This is a genomic window from Leptobacterium meishanense (assembly GCF_037645805.1).
Classification (GTDB): Bacteria; Bacteroidota; Bacteroidia; order Flavobacteriales; family Flavobacteriaceae; genus Leptobacterium_A; species Leptobacterium_A meishanense.
This window is the reverse complement of record NZ_JBBEXE010000001.1, coordinates 67,627-88,073: the sequence shown is the minus strand read 5'-3', so window position 1 is coordinate 88,073 and position 20,447 is coordinate 67,627. Positions and strand designations below refer to the sequence as shown.

Annotated in this window: 14 protein-coding genes; 6 read left to right on the top strand and 8 right to left on the bottom strand. The window is 34.6% G+C overall.

Features of this window, described 5'->3' with window-relative positions:
• Positions 1 to 102 precede the first annotated feature (102 nt).
• Entirely contained in the window at positions 103 to 2,424 is a 2,322-nt protein-coding gene (locus WBG21_RS00405; protein WP_340073633.1) for an ATP-dependent helicase, read from the bottom strand.
• A 104-nt stretch (positions 2,425 to 2,528) separates the two neighbouring features.
• Between WBG21_RS00405 and WBG21_RS00400 the strand changes: the two genes are divergently transcribed.
• Genes WBG21_RS00400 through WBG21_RS00390 form a run of 3 tightly spaced genes read left to right on the top strand, consistent with a single transcriptional unit; the run spans position 2,529 to position 4,887 of the window.
• The gene (locus WBG21_RS00400; RefSeq protein WP_340073631.1) at positions 2,529 to 3,071 is read left to right on the top strand and encodes a DsrE family protein; all 543 of its coding nucleotides are present in this window, start codon (positions 2,529 to 2,531) and stop codon (positions 3,069 to 3,071) included.
• A 2-nt stretch (positions 3,072 to 3,073) separates the two neighbouring features.
• Entirely contained in the window at positions 3,074 to 4,348 is a 1,275-nt protein-coding gene (locus WBG21_RS00395) for an amidohydrolase (RefSeq protein WP_340073629.1), read from the top strand.
• A gap of 20 nt (positions 4,349 to 4,368) precedes the next feature.
• Positions 4,369 to 4,887 carry a DUF7935 family protein gene (locus WBG21_RS00390; protein ID WP_340073627.1) on the top strand — a complete coding sequence of 173 codons (519 nt, stop codon included), beginning with the start codon at positions 4,369 to 4,371 and terminating at the stop codon, positions 4,885 to 4,887.
• A 14-nt stretch (positions 4,888 to 4,901) separates the two neighbouring features.
• Here the strand turns inward: WBG21_RS00390 and WBG21_RS00385 are convergent, their stop codons facing one another.
• Complete coding sequence (locus tag WBG21_RS00385; protein ID WP_340073625.1) at positions 4,902 to 5,804, bottom strand: patatin-like phospholipase family protein; 903 nt, start codon at positions 5,802 to 5,804, stop codon at positions 4,902 to 4,904.
• A gap of 34 nt (positions 5,805 to 5,838) precedes the next feature.
• Entirely contained in the window at positions 5,839 to 7,956 is a 2,118-nt protein-coding gene (locus WBG21_RS00380; protein WP_340073622.1) for a M1 family metallopeptidase, read from the bottom strand.
• Between the two features lie 77 nt (positions 7,957 to 8,033).
• Here WBG21_RS00380 and recG point away from each other — a divergent pair, with 77 nt between their 5' ends.
• Positions 8,034 to 10,145, top strand: coding sequence for an ATP-dependent DNA helicase RecG (gene recG / locus WBG21_RS00375; RefSeq protein WP_340074243.1), 2,112 nt, complete (start codon positions 8,034 to 8,036; stop codon positions 10,143 to 10,145).
• Between the two features lie 55 nt (positions 10,146 to 10,200).
• On the opposite strand, the gene WBG21_RS00370 is transcribed toward recG, so the two are convergent.
• The 3 genes from WBG21_RS00370 to WBG21_RS00360 form a co-directional block, all read right to left on the bottom strand.
• On the bottom strand, positions 10,201 to 11,319 hold the full coding sequence (locus WBG21_RS00370; protein ID WP_340073619.1) for a DUF2911 domain-containing protein: 1,119 nt from the start codon (positions 11,317 to 11,319) through the stop codon (positions 10,201 to 10,203).
• A gap of 84 nt (positions 11,320 to 11,403) precedes the next feature.
• Complete coding sequence (locus WBG21_RS00365; protein WP_340073616.1) at positions 11,404 to 12,612, bottom strand: peroxiredoxin family protein; 1,209 nt, start codon at positions 12,610 to 12,612, stop codon at positions 11,404 to 11,406.
• 94 nt (positions 12,613 to 12,706) lie between these two features.
• Positions 12,707 to 13,879 (bottom strand): DUF7477 domain-containing protein, encoded by a 1,173-nt coding sequence (locus WBG21_RS00360; protein ID WP_340073613.1) that lies wholly within the window; start codon positions 13,877 to 13,879, stop codon positions 12,707 to 12,709.
• A gap of 105 nt (positions 13,880 to 13,984) precedes the next feature.
• On the opposite strand from WBG21_RS00360, the gene pheT reads away from it, so the two are divergent.
• Positions 13,985 to 16,411, top strand: a complete 2,427-nt coding sequence (gene pheT, locus WBG21_RS00355) for a phenylalanine--tRNA ligase subunit beta (RefSeq protein WP_340073610.1) — start codon at positions 13,985 to 13,987, stop codon at positions 16,409 to 16,411.
• On the opposite strand, the gene WBG21_RS00350 is transcribed toward pheT, so the two are convergent.
• Positions 16,392 to 17,138 carry a sulfite exporter TauE/SafE family protein gene (locus tag WBG21_RS00350; RefSeq protein ID WP_340073608.1) on the bottom strand — a complete coding sequence of 249 codons (747 nt, stop codon included), beginning with the start codon at positions 17,136 to 17,138 and terminating at the stop codon, positions 16,392 to 16,394. The two genes, pheT and WBG21_RS00350, sit on opposite strands and share 20 nt — an antisense overlap.
• 82 nt (positions 17,139 to 17,220) lie before the next feature.
• Positions 17,221 to 18,858: an ABC-F family ATP-binding cassette domain-containing protein gene (locus WBG21_RS00345; protein ID WP_340073606.1), complete on the bottom strand. Its 1,638-nt coding sequence runs from the start codon at positions 18,856 to 18,858 to the stop codon at positions 17,221 to 17,223.
• 180 nt (positions 18,859 to 19,038) lie between these two features.
• Here WBG21_RS00345 and WBG21_RS00340 point away from each other — a divergent pair, with 180 nt between their 5' ends.
• Positions 19,039 to 20,442, top strand: coding sequence for a TlpA family protein disulfide reductase (locus tag WBG21_RS00340; RefSeq protein WP_340073604.1), 1,404 nt, complete (start codon positions 19,039 to 19,041; stop codon positions 20,440 to 20,442).
• Positions 20,443 to 20,447: the final 5 nt, after the last annotated feature.

Sequence of the window (20,447 nt, the reverse complement as noted above, 5' to 3'; positions counted from 1 at the left end):
GGTTTCAGGTTTGAAGTTTTCTGTTCAAAATAAAGGTTGCATACAATTTATATCTTTTAAATAGTGTAGTTATTAAGAACTCTATATTCAATTATCAATTCACTATCCTATGATATCTAATTTGGCAAAACGCAGTAATAATTTTTTTACCTGCCCGTCTTCAAACTTTATCTCTGCTTTTTTATCGTTTTTTGCCCCTTCAATCTTAAGTACTTCACCCTTTCCAAAGCGGGTATGTGCCACTAGGTTTCCCACAGCAAGGCTATCATCAAATAAATTTGTATTTCCTACAGGTTCATCAATTCCCGGTTTTAATTTTCTCAATTTTCGAAGTTGTGCTGGTGTAGGACCTTTAGGTGCTGATCCGGCTATCGGTTTTTTTAACCGGAGCTTACTTTTGTCTATCTCGTCAAAAATATCCGCATCAATCATTGGTTTAAAATGATAGCCTGTTTCTACAGGCGTTATATAGTCTAGATACGTATCGTCTATTTCTTCTATGAAGCGACTGGGTTCTGCGTCAATGAGTTTCCCCCATCGATACCGCGTTTGTGCATAGGTTAAACACACCTGTTTTTCTGCCCGTGTAAGTGCTACATAAAATAAACGCCGTTCTTCTTCCAATTCACTTCGTGTATTCATGCTCATGGCTGAAGGAAACAGGTCTTCTTCCATCCCTACAATATACACATAAGGAAATTCCAACCCTTTAGCTAAATGAACTGTCATTAACGCTACCCGATCTTCATCACTTGTTTCTTTGTCCATATCAGTAGCTAATGCTACATCTTCTAAAAATTCGGTTAATGAACCGATTGCATCCGCCAGTTCTTTTTGTCCTTCCACAAAATCTTTTATACCATTTAGCAATTCTTCTACATTTTCCATACGGGCAATACCTTCGGGCGTTCCATCTTTTTTAAATTCTTGAAGAATTCCTGTTTTTCGGGCCACATGTTCTGCTATGGTGAATGCATCTGCAGTTGTATTCATGATCTGAAAGCTCTTGATCATATTCACAAAATCCTCTAAGCGAGATCTCGTGCCTGTATTTATTTTTAAATCAATAGTATCTGTATTTTCTAGCACCTCAAAAATACTTCGCCCATAGTGGTTAGCAGCTACCGTAAGCTTATCTATAGTTGTTTGGCCAATTCCCCGTGCAGGGTAATTAATAACACGTTTCAAGGCCTCTTCATCATTGGGGTTTACAATCAATCTCAAGTATGCCAGCACATCTTTGATCTCTTTGCGCTGATAGAATGATAATCCGCCATAAATACGATAAGGAATATCTTTTTTTCGTAATGCGTCTTCTATGGAGCGTGATTGGGAATTAGTCCTATACAGTACTGCAAAATTCCCATTAGAAAGTTGATGCTGCATTTTATTCTCAAAAATAGCACTTGCTACAAACCGTCCTTCCTCTGAATCGGTAATGGTTCTATTCACTTTTATAAGTGGCCCTTCTTCATTTGCTGTCCATACTATTTTCTCTAGTCGGTTTTTATTCTTTTCTATAACAGAATTGGCTGCATTGACAATGTTTTTTGTAGATCGGTAGTTTTGTTCTAAGCGATATACAGAAACATTGTCATAATCTTTTTGAAAATTCAGGATATTGTTAATGTTTGCTCCACGAAATGCATAGATACTCTGTGCATCATCACCTACCACACAGATGTTTTGGAATCGATCAGATAACGCACGTACAATAAGATATTGTGAATGATTGGTATCTTGATACTCATCTACCAAAATATAGCGGAAACGATCTTGATATTTCATCAACACATCAGGGAAACGGGTGAGTAACTCATTCGTCTTTAGCAATAAGTCATCAAAATCCATTGCGCCTGCTTTAAAGCATCGTGCTACATATTCCTTATAGACATCACCTATCCTAGGGCGTTTTGCCATGGCATCTGCTTCTACCAATTCAGGATTGTTAAAATATGCGTTCACAGTAATCAAACTGTTTTTATATGATGAAATACGTGCATGTACTTGCTTATATTTATAAACATCTTTATCAAGCGCCATTTCTTTTATAATAGAAGCAATAAGGCGCTGTGAGTCTTGCGTATCATAAATCGTAAAATTGCTTGGATAGCCTAGTTTATCAGCTTCAAATCGAAGTATTTTAGCAAAAACAGAATGAAATGTCCCCATCCATAAGCTTTTTGCTTCACTACTGCCTACAATCTGTGCGATCCGTCTTTTCATTTCTTTGGCAGCTTTATTGGTAAATGTAAGGGCCAGTATATTGAACGCGTCGATTCCCTGGTGCATCAAATGCGCTATACGGTATGTTAAAACCCTTGTTTTCCCCGAACCTGCTCCGGCAATAACCATTAAGGGGCCTTCTTTATGTAAAACAGGCGCTTTCTGAGCATCGTTCAGTTCGTTTAAATAGTCTTCCAAAACAGTCTTTTTCTATTGTTAGATGAAAACGTGAAATTAACCATTATGGAGTTATTATTAAAACAATAATTAATATCTTTAGGACAATAATTTTATTATTGTTTATGAAGCGAATTTTTTATCTACTTACATTCTTATTATGTTCTTTTCATACCTTATTAGCACAAAGCAAACGAACAGATGGACCTATCATTGAAAATTACGGGTTTGTTTATGAAGTAACTAACCCTGATTTTAAAACGGACCCTCAAACTTCTTTTAAAGTGGTTTTTGATGTGGATAGGACTTTTGAGGCTAATGATAAAACCAATCCCTTAATTGAAACTGCAGCCCGTTTTTTGAACCTGCATGCACAAAATGGTATTGCAAAAGAACAAATGAAGGTCGCATTGGTGGTACATGGAAGTGCTGCTCAAGATATTTTAAATGATAAGGCATATGCTGCAAAGTTTGGTATTAATAACCCCAATACACTACTTATTGAGGCACTTGACAATGCAGGGGTTGATATTATTCTTTGTGGGCAAACGGCTGCTCATAGAAATGTTGCCAAAGAAAATGCATTACCACAAGTACAATTCGCATTGTCTGCTATAACTGCATTGATCCAACTTCAAAATAATAATTATCGATTAATTAAATTCTAAAAATGAAAAGTATATTCCTACTAGCATTATTATTATATGCCCCTATTTTAATGGCTCAAGAAAGCCTTAAACAAGATATTGAAAATATTGAACCAAAGATTATAGAATGGCGTCGTTATTTCCATGAACACCCGGAATTATCCAATCAAGAGTTCAATACAGCAAAAAAAATAGAAGAACACTTAAGGGGTCTTGGTCTGGAAGTTCAAACAGGAGTCGCTAAAACTGGTGTCGTGGCTATTTTAAAAGGTAAAAAGCCTGGAAAAGTGGTTGCTTTACGTGCTGATATTGATGCACTCCCTGTCACTGAAGCAACTAATGTCCCTTTCAAATCAACTGTAAAAACTACTTTTTTAGGAAAAGAAACCGGTGTAATGCATGCTTGTGGCCATGATACACACATTGCTATCATGATGGGAGTTGCTGAAGTTTTATCAAGGAACAATGATTTTGCTGGAACAGTTAAGTTTATATTTCAACCTGCTGAAGAAGGCCCTCCACCGGGAGAAAAAGGAGGGGCTCCTTTGATGGTAGAAGAAGGCGTCCTTGAAAACCCTAAGGTAGATGCCATTTTTGGGCTGCATATTTCTTCTGGACTAGATGTTGGGAAAATCAATTACAAGCCAGGAGGCACTATGGCCTCATCACAACGTTTTGTTATCAAAGTAAAAGGCAAACAAACGCATGGTTCAGCTCCATGGTCAGGGGTTGACCCCATTATGGTATCTGCAAAGATCATTGATGCACTTCAAACACTTATTAGTAGAGAATCCCAACTTACCGAAGAAGCAGCTGTTATTTCTGTAGGGAAAATCACCAGTGGGGTCCGTTTTAATATTATTCCGGAAGAAGCAGAGATGATTGGCACTATCCGAACGCTTGATTATGATATGCAAAGAATGATAAATAAACGTATGGAGGAAATGGTGCCTGCAATTGCTAAAGCATATAGAGCGGAAGCTACTGTTGAGATTACTACCGGAGCTCCTATTACGTATAATGACCTTGAACTTACAGCTCAAACAGTTCCTTCGCTTGAAAAAGTAGCAGGAGTAGAAAACGTTGTATTGACCAAAGCAATTACAGGTGCGGAGGATTTTGCTTATTTTCAGGAAAAAGTGCCCGGTTTTTATTTCTTTTTAGGTGGAAAGGCTCCAGAGGCAAAACCCGAAGAGGTTTTTCCACACCACACACCTAACTTTTATATTGATGAGAGTGGAATGCTTTTAGGTGTAAAATCGTTTGTACAAATAGTATATGATTACTTAGGAAACTAATTCATAAACAACCTTTAATTATGGAAAACCAGCTATTGGGGCTTATTGCATATACTGTCCCTACTATAGTCACAGGGTTAATTGCCTATTATTTTTTTAACCTTCACACAAAAAACGAAGAAAAAAGGAGAACGTATTTGTTGCATAGAGATGCTCTGAAAAACACATTGCCAATAAGGTTACAGGCTTATGAGCGGATGTCTTTATTCTTGGAACGAATTAATCTTGCAAATCTATTAGTCCGGGTTTCACCAACCTCTTCTGACAAGAACAGTTATGAGGCTGAATTGATAAGAAGTATCGAAACAGAGTTTGAACACAATCTATCACAGCAAATTTATATGAGTGATGAATGCTGGAATATTATTAAAGCTGCAAAGAACGCTACTATTCAGATCGTCAGAAAAACCGTTATGAATGAAAAAGTAACATCTGCAAATAAACTAAGAGAGACTCTTTTAAGTGATTTGCTCGATAAGCAGTCCCCTTCTAATGCAGCGCTTTCATATATCAAAAAAGAAGTGAGTGATCTTTGGTAATATTTCTCTGTCTCCTATGCTATCATTTGATTGCTTTCTGTATTTTTGACCCTAGCATACTCAAAACCACTCTTCCACCATTTTCTCATTTGCTTTTTATCAAAAATCAATGAATTAGTAGTTAATACTGTTGGCGTATAGTAAAAATTGAGGATAACATCTTGATGAGAGGCGGCAAATTTACCAATTCGTATATTTTGGCATTCAATACGGTCTAGCATAAATCCAAAAATATTGGTGATTAATGAAAATGGGTTTTTAGAAGGCATTCTATTAAGATGGGTGATTTCTGTTTGCAATACAATTACGTCTATTTCTTTAGCGCCTCTTCTTACAGCTTCTTCTATCGGAACCATACAGCCAAGGCCTCCATCTGCATACTCACAGCCATTTTTCTTCACTAAACTCATAAAAGGGGTATAATTGCACGATATCCATATCCAGTCACAAAAATCTTCATAATTATAATCATTAATCGATTTATATTCGACTTGGTTCAACGAAAGGTTAGATACTGTAACAATAATATTTTCCTTTCCCGATTGAAGGTTTATAAATTCTTCTTCTGTGAAGGTTTCTCTTATAAGGTTTCTCAAATTAAAACTTTCCCCAAATGTTTTTGATCCTTTTAGAAAGCTCTTTAAAACATTAAAATGGTTAATACTAATATTTTCTATTCCTCGCTTTTTTCTAATAATAAAAGGACAGTTGCTAAAGATGCTGTCTTGTGTTACTGAAGTATAAATATTTTGTATTTTCTGTACCTTCTTTAGTGCCAAATGTGAAATAAGGAGACTTCCTGTAGAAGTCCCTAAAAACAGCTGATAATCTTTTTTAAGCTCTTCTATTAAATATTGTGCTACTCCTCCTGCAAAGGCTCCTTTACTTCCCCCTCCTGATATGACTAGAGCTTTCATCGTTGTTCTATTAATAGTTTAAATATAAGCATATCTATACTTCTTTAAGAATATTTCGTAAGAAATCTGCTTTTCTGCCATCTAAACTTTTATTGATGATCTCCAATCTTTTTTTATATGTACTATCCTTTAGAAGAATTTTTAACAATTGCTTCGATGATTTTGAAAACTGCCATACCGGATGCAAGCACGCATCAACTAAATCCTCTAGGTTAGCATCATTAAATATGTTTATCTGAAAAAGATATTGAAAAGCCTTTTGGCGAACTTCGAAATGGTACTCAACAGACGTGTAACCAGAAAGCTCTTTGTAATATACATCGGTATTTTCTGGTTTATATTCCGGAGTAATCATTGCTAGGGTTAACCATAACATCCGCAACGATTTATCGTTAAATCCCGATACATTTTTTGTTTGTTCCAAATAGCTTTTTCGACTCTCTGGAAAGTTTATCCAAAGTTTTATCAATGCTTCTTCAATAGTTATATAACTAGCATCTTGAAGTAACTTTTCAACTACACTTTTTGTGTTAATTGGAATACTGTCCATCATTATTATCGTAGCTTGCCTAACCTTGATATTGTTATTTTTAAGTCCTTTTTCATAATGATCAATATTTATTCTTCCCAGTTGCTCTATAATTCTCTGCTTTACCGGATAATGGACAGGGGTATCCAGAAGTGCTACACACTTTTTTAGGTTTAAACTACAATCAACCTGAAGATACATCTTCATAAATGCATTTTTATTTAATAGAGCCTTTGCTTTTTGCTCAGGAAATGGTTTATTTTCTAACCATTCCCCTACAAATTCATTTAGGTTGATTTTACTTGTTTTTTCTACTTGTTTAATGAACTCATTGACCGTTACATTTTTATATTGATATTTAACCAGGTAGTTTTTAACTGCTAGTTTAAAAGCCTTCTCCCCTATTCTTTCCTTCAAAGCATGTAGTGCCCAAGCACCTTTTTCATAAAAAGTCAAACTGCTTGCAGAAGCATCTAATAAGCTTTCTCCCTCATCTAGCCTTGATAATTCAACTAATCGCTGGAATGATTCATATAATTTCCAATAATATACATCTTCACCAAAAATTTCTTTTTCTGCAAGAAGTGCATAATACGAAGCAAAGCCTTCATGCAACCAATGATGTTTACTGTTTTTTTCTGTTACTAAATTACCAAACCATTGATGTGCCAACTCATGTGCATTGACATTTACATAATTTTTATCTACAAAAGATATAGAATCAATCACATATGAGTCAGAAAAGATCGTGGCAGTTGTATTTTCCATTCCGGCATATAAAAAATCTTTTACCGGTATTTGTTTATACTTTTTCCATGGATATGAAACCCCAATTTCTTTCTCTAAAAAGTCAAAAATCTTTTTGGTATAACGGTAGGTCGGCTCTACTCGTAATGAGTCTTCAGGATAATAATACAATTCAATGGGAATACCACTTTCTGAGCGGATTACTTGTTTCTTATAATTACCAATAGCAAGCGCCACCAAATAACTGCTCATAGGGTTATCCATAGTATAATACGATACTTTCAAACTATCTTGAACAGTCATTTTAGACAATGTTCCATTAGCAATAACGTCATATTCCTTAGGAAAGGTAATTGTTGTATTAAAGATCATTTTATCGTTCATGTCATCAATACTGGGAAGCCAATGACTCGTGTACTTTCCTTGTCCTTGTGTCCATAGCTGTTTTTTGGCTTCAGGATACTCCCATCCTACGAAGTAAATTGCTTGTTTCGGGGTTGTTTTGTAAGTAATAGAAAGTTGATAAGTACTGTCTGCATTGAATTTGCTAACAATCCATATTCTTTTGCCGTCATTACGATATATGACTTTTTTATTGTTCAAGAGTACATTGGAATATTCCATGTTTTTTGCATCCAGAAATATAGAGTCTGATTTTTTTAATACAGAAAAGGTATAATGGACTGTTCCCTCTATGCTTTTTTCGTGCGGATTTATTTTGATGTCCACATCCACCTTTTCAAAATCTACCTTTTCAACCTGTTGAGCATTCAAGGCAATGGACAAAAAGGCAAAAAAGAGTTTCAAGTATCTCTTTGCTTTGGGCATTTTTAATGATTGAATTACTAAAATAGCCAAAACGTTATATTTTGTCATTTATATTTTGATGAAATAAGCTTTTTTAACAATGATTTATACTTTTAATGTACTGGGAAATCAATTATATTCGTGTAATGAATCCCGCCATATTACAAACTCCTATCGAATATTTAAAAGGCGTAGGCCCCAACAGGGCCGGACTTCTTAAAACAGAACTGGGAATTCATACATTTCAGGACCTTATTAACCTTTTCCCCAATAGGTATATTGATAGAACTAAGTATTATCATATTGATGAACTACAAGGGAGTAATGCTGATGTCCAAATCATTGGAAAAATAACATCTATAAAAACCGTATCTCAAAAAAGAGGAAGCCGGTTAGTTGCCACTTTTGTAGATGATACAGGTGAAATGGAATTGGTATGGTTCTGGGGGCAAAAATGGATTAAAAATAATTTGAAACTAAATACTCCATATGTAATATTTGGGAAGTGTAACCGGTTTAACAACATGTTCTCCATGCCACATCCGGAAATGGAGTTGTTAACAGCGCATGAGCAAAGTTTGCGGTCTGCTATGCAGCCAGTATACCCTTCTACTGAAAAACTGACTAATGGTGGAATAACTAATAGGGTTATTAGTAAGCTAATAGAACAGTTATTTATAGAAACAAAAAGAGGTGACACTTTTTATGAAACACTCCCTAAAACAATTTTAAATGATTTGAAGCTTATTTCTAAAAGTGAAGCGCTTCTTAATATACATTTTCCAGAAAATCAAGAATTATTAGCCAAAGCACAATACCGTTTAAAGTTTGAAGAGCTTTTTTATATCCAACTACAACTCATTAGAAAAAACCTTATCAGAAAAAACCGCATCAAAGGATTTAAGTTTGGAGAGGTTGGGGCCCTTTTCAATGACTTTTACAATCATCATCTTCCTTTTGAATTAACTACCGCACAAAAAAATGTCATAAAAGAAATCCGGAATGATTTGGGAGGTGGAGCACAAATGAACCGGTTGTTGCAAGGTGATGTAGGATCTGGAAAAACGATTGTTGCACTCATGGTTATGCTATTGGCCATTGACAATGGTTATCAGGCATGTATTATGGCGCCTACAGAAATCTTAGCAACACAGCATTTCAACAGTATTTCTGAGCTAGTGAAGGGCCTACCCATAAATGTCCACCTACTTACCGGATCTACAAAAACCAGTGAACGAAAAACAATCCATATACAATTAGAAACAGGGGATTTAAATATTTTAATAGGTACACATGCCATTTTGGAAGATAAAGTGCAATTCAAAAATTTAGGATTAGCCATTATAGATGAGCAGCACCGGTTTGGTGTGGCTCAGCGTGCAAAACTATGGCACAAAAGCCAAACACCTCCACATATTCTTGTAATGACAGCAACACCTATACCCAGAACATTGGCCATGAGCTTGTATGGTGACCTTGATGTTTCTGTTATTGATGAATTGCCTCCCGGGAGAAAGCCGGTAAAAACCGTACACCGCTATGACAGTAACCGGCTCAAGGTCTTTAAGTTTGTTAAAGAGGAAATTAAAAAAGGAAGGCAAGTTTATATTGTATATCCGCTTATCCAAGAATCTGAAAAAATGGACTATAAAGATTTAATGGATGGATATGAAAGTATTTCACGTGAGTTTCCCATACCGGAATACCAGATTTCTATTGTGCATGGTAAAATGAAACCGGCGGATAAAGATTATGAAATGGAGCGTTTCCAAAAAGAGGAAACACAAATTATGGTTGCTACTACAGTCATAGAGGTAGGCGTTAATATTCCTAATGCCTCTGTTATGGTCATAGAAAGTGCCGAACGGTTTGGGTTATCACAATTACATCAATTGCGTGGACGTGTGGGCCGTGGAGCAGAACAGAGTTATTGTATCTTAATGACCAGCCATAAACTGTCAAATGATGCAAAAATCCGATTAGATACCATGGTGAAAACCAATGATGGGTTTGAAATTGCCGAAGTAGACTTGAAATTACGAGGTCCCGGAGATATTATGGGCACACAACAAAGTGGGGTACTGAATTTAAAGATTGCAGATATTGTAAAAGATAACGATATTCTTAAAAGTGCACGGCATTATGCAATTAGAATATTAAAAGATGATCCCGGACTGGAAAAACATGAAAATAAAATCTTGAAATTTGTATATGCGCAAATAGTTAAACACAAAAATATTTGGAAATACATCAGTTAATTAAAAGGGCTCACTGATTTAGTGAGCCCTTTTAATTATTTTAATGTTGCTATTTTTAGTTAAAATCTTCACCTTTTTTGAGTTTTTCCATTCTTGCTAAAATAGCATCTTTATTAGGTTTGTCCGGGGCATTTTTTAGAGCCTTTTCCAAGTATTTTAATGCTGTTTTATACTTTCCAGCAGCAGAATAAGCCCTAGCTATACCTAAACTTACAGGCCATGTGTTACTACCATGTATTTTTTCATTCTTCTTGAAAATCGTTAAGGCTTTATCATTATCATTTTGACGCATTAGCAGCCTGCCGTATTGATACAACTCTATAGAGGACCCTAAATCTGTTGCTTCCTCCATCGTTGCAGCTGCTTCAGCATTCTTTCCCATTTTAGCTAATATCTGTGATTTTATCTGCAGGTTCGTAAATGTTTTTTGACTATAGAACTGCCCCGAGATAGTATTGTTTATCCATTGTAACGCTTCTTCTAGATCTCCTCCATTGTTTAGAGCAAATCGGGCTGCTTGTTCCCATGATTGTCTGCTAAAACCCGGAGAGCTATTTAACTTTTTCCTAATGTCTGTTAAAACAATGTTTGTTACATCAACTTCTATCTTAAAGGGAATTGCTTTCTTTTCCCATAGTAATGATGCAGTTGCTGAATTTGGTGTTACTTCAGTAAATTGATATGTAAGGAGTTCTGTATGAGATGCTTCTTCTGATTTTACAGTTACACGAAGAGCATCCTTTTTCTCATCATAAAAGAAACTTCCCCATGAGGTAGCATCTTTTGAAAAAATGACTGTTGCCTCTCCATTTTCTTCTAATACCATGTGCAAACCATATTTTCCTGCTTTTAAAGGCTTCCCTTCAATAGACACATCGTCTGTAAATTCAATCGTTGTGTTTTCATTTGCGCCTGCACGCCATGGCGATACGGTAGCGGTACCAAATCCAAGATTGTTCATTCCATAAGGCACTAATACTCCCCATATTTCACGGTCCCGTACACTTGGCCTAGAATAATCAATTGTGATATCAGTGATCCCAACCCGTTGAGAAACTGTGGCTTTTTGGCTTCCTGCCGGAAGATCTAACAAAGATTGTGCTGTTGATGGTAAAGCTAAACCAAGAAAAACGATTAACAGAACTAAATACCCTTTAATGTTAAAATGCTTCATAATGTTATGTATTATATGTTTTTAACGAAGCTAATTAAGATTTTTCCTCAGCAATGTTATAATGATGTTAAACTTTTTCTTTTTTTATTCTGATCTGAGTTTTTCTATAAAATTTTCAAACCCTTTTTTAAATGTCACATATTTATCTCCTGTAGCAGGTCCATTAAACCCAGTATGGATTTTTCGGACCTTTCCTTTTTTATCTATGAAAATAGACGAAGGGTATGATAATATATGATTAAGCATCGGAAGTTTCTCTTGTGCTTTTGTTTTACTACTGGTGCCGTACTGAGCTAATAATATAGGGTATTCAATCCCTACTTTTTCTTTTAACCGTTTAATGCTCTTAAAAGCTTTTTCAGGAGTTTTAGCATATTCAAATGCCAATGCAACAAACTCAATATCTTTATTTTTCTTATAGAAATCTGAATAAAATTTTGTCTCATCTAAACAATTTGGGCACCATGTCCCCATAATTTGAACGACAACTACTTTGTTTTTAAATCGGTCATCTGATAAAGAGATTGTATTTCCATTTTCATCAGGAAACGAAAATTCCAGCTTTTCATAACCGTCCTTTAAATAAGTAAGCGACTCAGGATCCGGAAGTTCATAATTTTCATTTCGTTTAGCAACAAAGGACTCTTTAAAATGATTTCCCGAGTAGAATACACCATCCATTATACTATCATCAACCTTAGCATGAAAAAGAAAGGCATGTGCACCATCAAATGCCGATAACTTTAAAGAATCTCCGTCCATAATACCTTCCAGATATCGATAATCTCCTGTAGTCGTTCTAAAAGTACCTGTTACTTTTCCATTATCTTTTTGGTTAAAAATCCCTAACGCTTCATACCTATCTTCATCAGAATTAGGACTAAAATAGCTCTCCCATTTACCAGATATGTTTTCAGATGGCTGCATAGGGTCTAAAAAACGTTCAGAAACCCCATGTTTTGCTGTGAAAGGCACTATTCTATCTAAAGAGGGTTTGATAAATTCTCCATTAATTTCATTCTCCGTAATGGTTCCTGCTATATACCCCTCAAATACAGGCATCCTGATAATTATGGAATCTTCTTTTATGGTAATTTCATCAACTGTAATAATCTCTTCGGCATTAAAAACCTTGATTGTACCTGCTTTCGTAACTTCAAAATTAAAAGGGAGTTCTGCATTGTCTTTTGTTTCCAATGAAGCCCTCCATATTCCTGATTGTAGTAATTGCTCTTCTTTAGTATTACATGCTATGGTTATAGCAAAAATTAAAATGAGTATCCGGATACGCATAACTAAAAACCTATTTATTAACTATTTCCAAAGAAACAATAATAAATAGGTTCTTACAACAAAAGAAAAGTTAAATATAAAATGGGTTTAAAATTTAATACAGAAATGTATAAGTGCCCATAGTAGATTTTCCGTCAGCTAAAAAATTAGTAGGGCGCGGATCATTCAAATCTGCCGGAATTTTAAATGTCAATTCCTCTCCCTCAATTTTATAAATACCTTTATATCTAGACATTTCTGATCCTGAAACATAATATACAATATCCAAACTTTTAGGAGATGTGTATTTATTATATTCATATTTAATGTCCATTTCTACTCCCTCTACATTGTAATTCTTTCCACCAACAGTCTGATAATCAGGAGCTGCTCCTATAAATGTAATGTATTTATCTTCATCAAAAATGACTGTTTCATCTGTGGCATAATCGTACCATTCTCCAATAAAAGGATTGGCATTTGTTGTAACTGTATTATTTGTAGTAGTAGTATTTGTAGATGCCGTAGTATCACCATAATAAATATCGGTTATCTGATAGCCTTTGTCCCATAGTTCCTTTATTTCATCTTTAGGGAATTTAGTTCTGGTTCGCCATGATTGTACTCCGTAATTTGATTTTTTAGACATTACAAGTACCCATAAACCTTCCTGATAACTTAAATGAGTTACGCTATAACCTTTATCCCAATATTCATTAATTTCATCCTTTGGATACTTATATCTTGTTCGCCACATTTGGTTGGTTATGGTATAATCTTTTGATGCAACTACAGCCCATACACCATTACCATAAGTAAGTTCTGTAATGTAAAGCCCTTCATCCCAATATTCCTTTATTTTGTCCTTGGGGAAGTCATAACGCGTAGCCCATTTTTGTTTAGTATATTCACTTCCTTTAGACATAACTAACGTCCATAAATCATTTCCATAAGTAAGCTCTGTAATATAATACCCTTCATCCCATTTCTCAGCTATCTCATCTTTTGGGAACTTCTCTCTAGTTCTCCACAATTGTTGTGTAATACCCGATCCTTTGGTGGTTACCAAAGTCCATAAACCATTATTATATCCCAATTCTGTTATATAATACTTATCATCCCAGTCATTTTTGATTTCGTCTTTGGGAAAATCATATCTGGTTTTCCAGCGTTGTAGGTCATAATCTGTATCCTTAGTCATTACAAGTGCCCATTTACCGTCTTGAGCATATGATGCCAAGGATATCAACATTGAAAATGCAAATGCGAAAATAAATTTGAGTTTCATAATAAAAAATATTTGGTTATATGTTTTTTAAGTATCTATTAGCCATGCTTCCAATAATTGTGCCAATACACTATCTTTGCACTGCGATAAAATTATGAAAAAATTATGAAAATTTCTTATAACTGGCTTAAGCAGTTTATCAGACTTGAATGGAATACAGAACAGGTTGCAGAATTACTTACTGATTTAGGGTTGGAAGTAGAAGGAATTATTAAATATGAATCTATAAAAGGGGGGGTAAAAGATGTAGTTGTAGGCCATGTAATATCGTGTAAAAAACATCCTAATGCAGATAAATTAAAAGTTACCAGGATTGATATTGGAAATGATCAAATTGTTCAAATTGTCTGTGGGGCTTCTAATATTAAAAAAAATCAAAAAGTACCTGTAGCCACTGTTGGAACTGTACTATATGACCATGAAGGTAATCCATGGGAAATAAAGAAAGCCAAAATAAGAGGTGAAGCTTCTTATGGAATGGTCTGTGCCGAAGATGAGCTTGGTTTAGGGGAAAGTCATGATGGTATAATGGTTCTTGATGAAAATCTGATCCCAGGCACTCCATGCAGCGCTATTTTTGACATAGAATTGGATACTGTTTTTGAAATAGGGCTTACCCCTAACCGTGCAGATGCCATGAGCCATTATGGCGTAGCAAGAGATCTTAGGGCGGGACTTATTCAAAGGGACCTCCAACTGGAGCTGATAACTCCTTCTGTGAGCAATTTTAGAATTGACAACCGCACATTACGCATAGATGTTGACATAGAAGACAAGGAATTATGTCCCAGGTATTGTGGAGTTACCATATCAGGTATTAAAGTAAAGGAGTCTCCCATATGGTTAAAGAATAGGTTAAAATCTATTGGGTTAACACCAAAAAACAATGTGGTAGATGTAACTAATTATGTGCTTCATGAGCTTGGGCAGCCGTTACATGCATTTGATGCCAGTAAAATTACAGGAAATAAAATAGTTGTAAAGACAGCATCTAAGGATGATAAATTTATCACTTTAGATGGTATTGAACATACATTGCATGAGGAAGATCTTATGATCTGTGATGCCGAAAAATCTATTTGCATTGCTGGGGTTTTTGGCGGGTTAGGCTCCGGGGTGACAGAAAATACCACAACAATATTTCTAGAAAGTGCTTATTTTGATCCCATCTCTATACGAAAAACTGCTAAAAGACATGGGTTGAATACTGATGCTTCTTTCCGGTTTGAAAGAGGTATTGATATCAATAATGTAGAATATGCTTTACAGAGAGCTGCATTACTGATTCAAGAAGTCGCCGGAGGAGAAATTACCAGTGATGTTATAGATGTTTTTCCAAAAAAGATGGAAGATTACCAAGTATTCTTGTCTTTCGATAAAATAAATGCTTTGGTTGGTCAAAAGATTCCTACTGACACAGTAAAGAGTATTTTGACTTCACTCGAAATCAAGATTAATAACATTACAGAAACAGGTATCGGCCTTACTATCCCATCATATAGGGTAGATGTACAACGTGAAGCGGATGTTATCGAGGAAATAATGCGCGTTTATGGGTATAATAATATTCGGTCGTCAGAGAAATTAAGTGCCTCCATTGTAAATTCTTCAAAATACGAAGACCATAAAATCCAAGCGATTATTGCCAATCAGTTGGTAGCTCAGGGATTTTATGAAATTATGACAAATTCTCTCACATCTCCATCATATAGTGATCTAAGCAATGAAATAAAGGAAGAAAATGCTGTAAGTATCTTAAATCCTTTGAGTAATGATCTAGCCATTATGCGACAATCTATGCTGTTTTCTACATTAGAAGTTATAGCATTCAATATAAATCGAAGAAGAAATGATTTAAAGATTTTTGAATTTGGTAAAACCTATCATCAGTATGGAAATGAAAACGTTGAGAATAAATCGCTTTCCATGGCCATTACCGGAAATAGATATAAAGATTCATGGAGCACCGGTCAAAAAACAACTGATTTTTTCTATTTAAAATCTTTTGTACAACGAATAACAGAGCGATTAGGGTTTCCAAATTTAAAATCAAAACCTATCACAAACGATTTTTTATCGGAAGGGATTGCGCTATATCATAAAAAATCGAAAATTGTTGAATTTGGTATTATAAAAACTTCCATTTTAAAATATTTTGATATTAAGCAAGAAGTATTGTATGCTGATTTTAACTGGCAAAACACATTGGAAGCAGTTAAAAAAGATACAATCCAGTTTATAGAAATACCTAAATTTCCTGAAGTGAAGCGTGATTTTGCGCTACTAATAGATGAATCCATTTCATTTGAAGACATTTATAATGTGGCCATGCAAAGTGAAACAAAACTGCTCAAAGAAGTGTCTTTATTCGATGTCTATCAGGGGGAAAAGCTTCCCAAGGGAAAAAAGAGCTATGCCATAAGCTTCATTTTGCAAGATGATTCGAAAACGCTCACAGATAAACGGATTGATGGTGTTATGAACAAGCTTCAACAACATTTCGAAAAAGAATTCAGTGCTGAGTTACGTTAAAAAACACCCCTATTATAGTCGTTATTCCGATTATCAAAATCAGTAATAAAGAAGTTTTCTTAAAATAGGTTTGAGGTATTTTGTTTAGTATTCTTTTGCCTATGTATGTGCCTATAAAGCCAATTATGAACAAAAAAGGCACATAGATAAGGTCATGAAAATGAATGTATTCATTAAAAAAATAAACAATTGTTCTTGATAGATCTACAAAGAAGTCAATCATCGCAGATGTAGCAATAAAAACATTTTTTTCTAAATTGAAAGCGGCCATTGTAAGCCCCCTGATTGCACCTCCTGTCCCCAATAGCCCTGCAACAAACCCAGATAAAGTACCTCCCAGTAAAGCTTCTTTCTTTTCCGGTTTTATAATGATGTTTTTCTTAATTAAAAACAAGAGGCTTAAAATTATTAAGAAAGCACCTAATGTCAATTCTAGTATTGAAGAACTTAAGTATTTACTGAGGAATCCTCCTATCATCACAAATATCACTGAAGGAACTCCTATATAGATTAAAAGCTTTTTATCCAACCCTTTTCTAAATAAAGCTATTTTACTTAGGTTACTTGAAATATGGAATAAGGCTGTCAATCCCAATACTGATTGAAAATCAAAATAAAAGTTGGCTATTGGCACAAAAAAGACTGATGAACCAAAGCCACCTATCGTACCTATAATTTCTGCTAACAAAGCAAGAATTAGAAATAAAGAATTGATGTTTCTAAACATAAAGTATATAAAAGTAATTCATAAAAAATAAAAAAACCGTTCTTTTTATAAAAACGGTTTTTCATGCTAGCAAAGTTATTCTTTATACTTCAATGGTAGTATACATTTTTGTACGTTGTTCTTTTATTGAAGAATCTCGCATATAATCATCAAAAGTTAAATAGCGGTCAATAGCCCCATTCGGTGTAAGTTCTATAATCCTGTTAGCCACAGTCTGTGCAAATTCATGATCGTGTGTAGTAAACAGCACTGTGCCTTTATAATTTTTAAGTGAATTATTAAATGCTGTTATGCTCTCTAAATCTAAATGGTTTGTTGGTTCATCTAGCATTAATACATTTGCCCGGAGCATCATCATTCTGCTAAGCATACACCGCACTTTTTCTCCTCCTGATAGTACTCCGGCTTTTTTTAATGCTTCTTCGCCACTGAACAACATTTTTCCCAAAAAACCTCTTATGTACACTTCTTCCCGTTCTTCTTCGGTTTTAGCCCATTGACGAAGCCAATCTACTAAACTAAGCTGAGAATCAAAATATTCCGAATTATCAACAGGAAGGTATGATTGTATTGTAGTAACACCCCATTGATATTTCCCATTCTTTGCTCCTTTATGCCCATTTACTATCTCATAGAATGCGGTAGTTGCTCTTGAATCTTTTGAAAGCAAAGCCACTTTATCCCCTTTTGCTAAATTGATAGCTACATTTTGAAACAATACCTCTCCTTCTTCAGTAACAGCCGACAGCCCATCAATATTAAGTATTTGGTCCCCTGCTTCTCGCTCTTGTTCAAAAATAATAGCAGGATATCTTCTGCTGGACGGTTTTATATCTTCTACTTTTAACTTTTCCAGCATTTTTTTACGAGCTGTTGCTTGCTTACTCTTTGCTACATTGGCACTAAACCGCATGATGAATTCTTGAAGTTCTTTTGCCTTTTCTTCTGATTTTTTATTCTGTTGCGCACGCTGCCGGGCTGCTAATTGGCTGGATTCATACCAAAAAGTATAATTTCCTGAATAATGTGTAATCTTCCCGAAATCAATATCCGATATATGTGTACACACTGCATCTAAAAAATGACGGTCGTGTGATACTACGATAACTGTGTTCTCATAATTAGCTAAAAAGTTTTCTAACCAAGAGATGGTTTCAAAATCCAGATCATTCGTGGGCTCATCCATAATGAGTACATCCGGGTTTCCGAAAAGTGCCTGGGCAAGCAATACACGTACTTTCAATTTAGAATCCATCTCTCCCATCAAAGTATAATGAAGGTCTTCTGTAATTCCTAAGTTAGACAATAAAGCTGCTGCATTACTATCTGCGTTCCATCCATCCATTTCTTCATATTGCACCTGAAGCTCTCCGACCCTATCACCATCTGTATCACTAAAATCAGGTTTAGCATAAATTTCATCCATTTCTTTTTTAATGGCATATAAGGGTTTATTTCCTATAATCACTGTTTCCAATACAGTATATTGATCATAAGCAAAGTGATCTTGCTCTAAAACAGACATTCTTTTTCCCGGTTCTAGATGGACATTTCCTGATGTAGGTTCTGTTTTCCCTGCTAAAATCCTTAAAAAAGTAGATTTTCCTGCACCATTGGCTCCTATAATTCCGTAACAATTACCTTGTGTAAAGGTCACGTCTACCTCATCAAATAAAACTCGCTTGCCAAATTGAACAGATAAATTTGATACTGTAAGCATCTTTGTATATTTAAAATTGTTAAATTGCCTGCAAAGGTAAAAAATTACATCTTCAAAACTGGTCATTATTGGTCTTTATATTAACGTTTTAAGTGATATTTTAACTAGGAATTAACATGTTTGCTCTTCTGCCTTCACTAGATTTGTTACAATATAATATATCCAAGGTTGGAGCATTTTATGAAGTACGTATCAATTATAGGTTTACTGCTTATTTTAATTGGTTGCAATGAAGAAGACTCTTCCGTTTCTTTCTTCGGTGGTGAAATTATTAACCCCAATGAACGCTATGTGACGTTATTAAAAGACAATGTTGTTATTGACTCTATTCAACTAGATGATAACAATCGCTTTTTTATTAAATTGAACAACCCTACTGAAGGGATTTATGTATTCAAGCATTATCCGGAAAGTCAATATGTCATTATTGAAAAAGGTGATAGTATCCTTATGCGGCTCAATACCGTTGAGTTTGATGAATCGCTTGTATTTAGCGGAATTGGCGCTGAAAAAAACAACTTTATAGTTGAAATGTTTTTAATTAATGAAGATGAAGAGTCACAAATTCTAGATTTCTACTCTTTAGAAGCAAATGATTTTGTTAAAAAAATGGACTCCCTCAAAGCAATGAAGTGGGAGCAATATGAAAATCTCTTGACTAATTATACCATTTCTGAAAATTCTAAATTAATAGCAAAAGCCAGTATTGATTTTCCTTATTTAGATAAAATGGAAATGTATCCGTATATGTATAAAAAGTATCATAAGTTAGATCATATAAAAAAGCTTCCTGATCAATTCTATTCATACCGTAAGAATATCAACTATAATGATGCTCACTTAAAAACGTTCCGACCTTACATATATTACCTAAATGTTTACTTCAATAATTTATCGTATAAGGAATGCAAAAAATCTTGTCATGAAGAAGATTATATGGTAGAAGAAACTCTTCATTATCATACCCATAAACTAAAAATGATAGATAGCGTTATTAAGGAATCTAAGATAAAAGATTATCTATTTAAAAATGCTGCTTATGCTTATATGGCCAAAAATTATGGTTCTGATAAAAACAGTCTTTTCATTAAGGCTTTTAATAAATATGGGGCAGATGTAGAAAGTAATAATGATATTAATCGTCTACATACATTCGCACAAAAACTCCGTCCCGGAAATCCCATACCAAAAGTTTCTGTGTTAAAAGCAGATGGTAGCAAAATATATGTAGATAGCTTTATAAAGAATAAAAATACTGTCTATTATTTCTGGTCTATGAATCAGAGAAAACACATGCAAAAAATCAATAAGCGTATAAATGAGCTCAGATCAAGCTACCCTGACCATAATTTTATTGGTATCAATATAAATGAAGATCACCAAAAATGGTTAAATACACTCCATGCTTTTAATTTTGATCAAAATGCAAATGTACAGTGTGTGAAATTTAAAGAAATCAGTGAAAAACTGGCTATTTATGGTATGAATAAAGCTATCATTGTTAAAAATGATGGTACCATAATCAATGCTTTTGCTGATGTATATCATCCGCATTTTGAGGAGCAATTGAAGACAATTAAATAATTTTC

What these genes read in the sequence shown, in the direction of transcription:
- WBG21_RS00390 (WP_340073627.1), top strand. Translation starts at nt 4,369, where the DNA reads ATGGAAAACCAGCTATTGGGGCTTATTGCATATACTGTCCCTACTATA.
- WBG21_RS00380 (WP_340073622.1), bottom strand. Translation starts at nt 7,956, where the DNA reads ATGACAAAATATAACGTTTTGGCTATTTTAGTAATTCAATCATTAAAA.
- WBG21_RS00385 (WP_340073625.1), bottom strand. Translation starts at nt 5,804, where the DNA reads ATGAAAGCTCTAGTCATATCAGGAGGGGGAAGTAAAGGAGCCTTTGCA.
- pheT (WP_340073610.1), top strand. Translation starts at nt 13,985, where the DNA reads ATGAAAATTTCTTATAACTGGCTTAAGCAGTTTATCAGACTTGAATGG.
- WBG21_RS00400 (WP_340073631.1), top strand. Translation starts at nt 2,529, where the DNA reads ATGAAGCGAATTTTTTATCTACTTACATTCTTATTATGTTCTTTTCAT.
- WBG21_RS00365 (WP_340073616.1), bottom strand. Translation starts at nt 12,612, where the DNA reads ATGCGTATCCGGATACTCATTTTAATTTTTGCTATAACCATAGCATGT.
- WBG21_RS00370 (WP_340073619.1), bottom strand. Translation starts at nt 11,319, where the DNA reads ATGAAGCATTTTAACATTAAAGGGTATTTAGTTCTGTTAATCGTTTTT.
- WBG21_RS00345 (WP_340073606.1), bottom strand. Translation starts at nt 18,858, where the DNA reads ATGCTTACAGTATCAAATTTATCTGTTCAATTTGGCAAGCGAGTTTTA.
- WBG21_RS00395 (WP_340073629.1), top strand. Translation starts at nt 3,074, where the DNA reads ATGAAAAGTATATTCCTACTAGCATTATTATTATATGCCCCTATTTTA.
- WBG21_RS00360 (WP_340073613.1), bottom strand. Translation starts at nt 13,879, where the DNA reads ATGAAACTCAAATTTATTTTCGCATTTGCATTTTCAATGTTGATATCC.
- WBG21_RS00340 (WP_340073604.1), top strand. Translation starts at nt 19,039, where the DNA reads ATGAAGTACGTATCAATTATAGGTTTACTGCTTATTTTAATTGGTTGC.
- WBG21_RS00350 (WP_340073608.1), bottom strand. Translation starts at nt 17,138, where the DNA reads ATGTTTAGAAACATCAATTCTTTATTTCTAATTCTTGCTTTGTTAGCA.
- recG (WP_340074243.1), top strand. Translation starts at nt 8,034, where the DNA reads ATGAATCCCGCCATATTACAAACTCCTATCGAATATTTAAAAGGCGTA.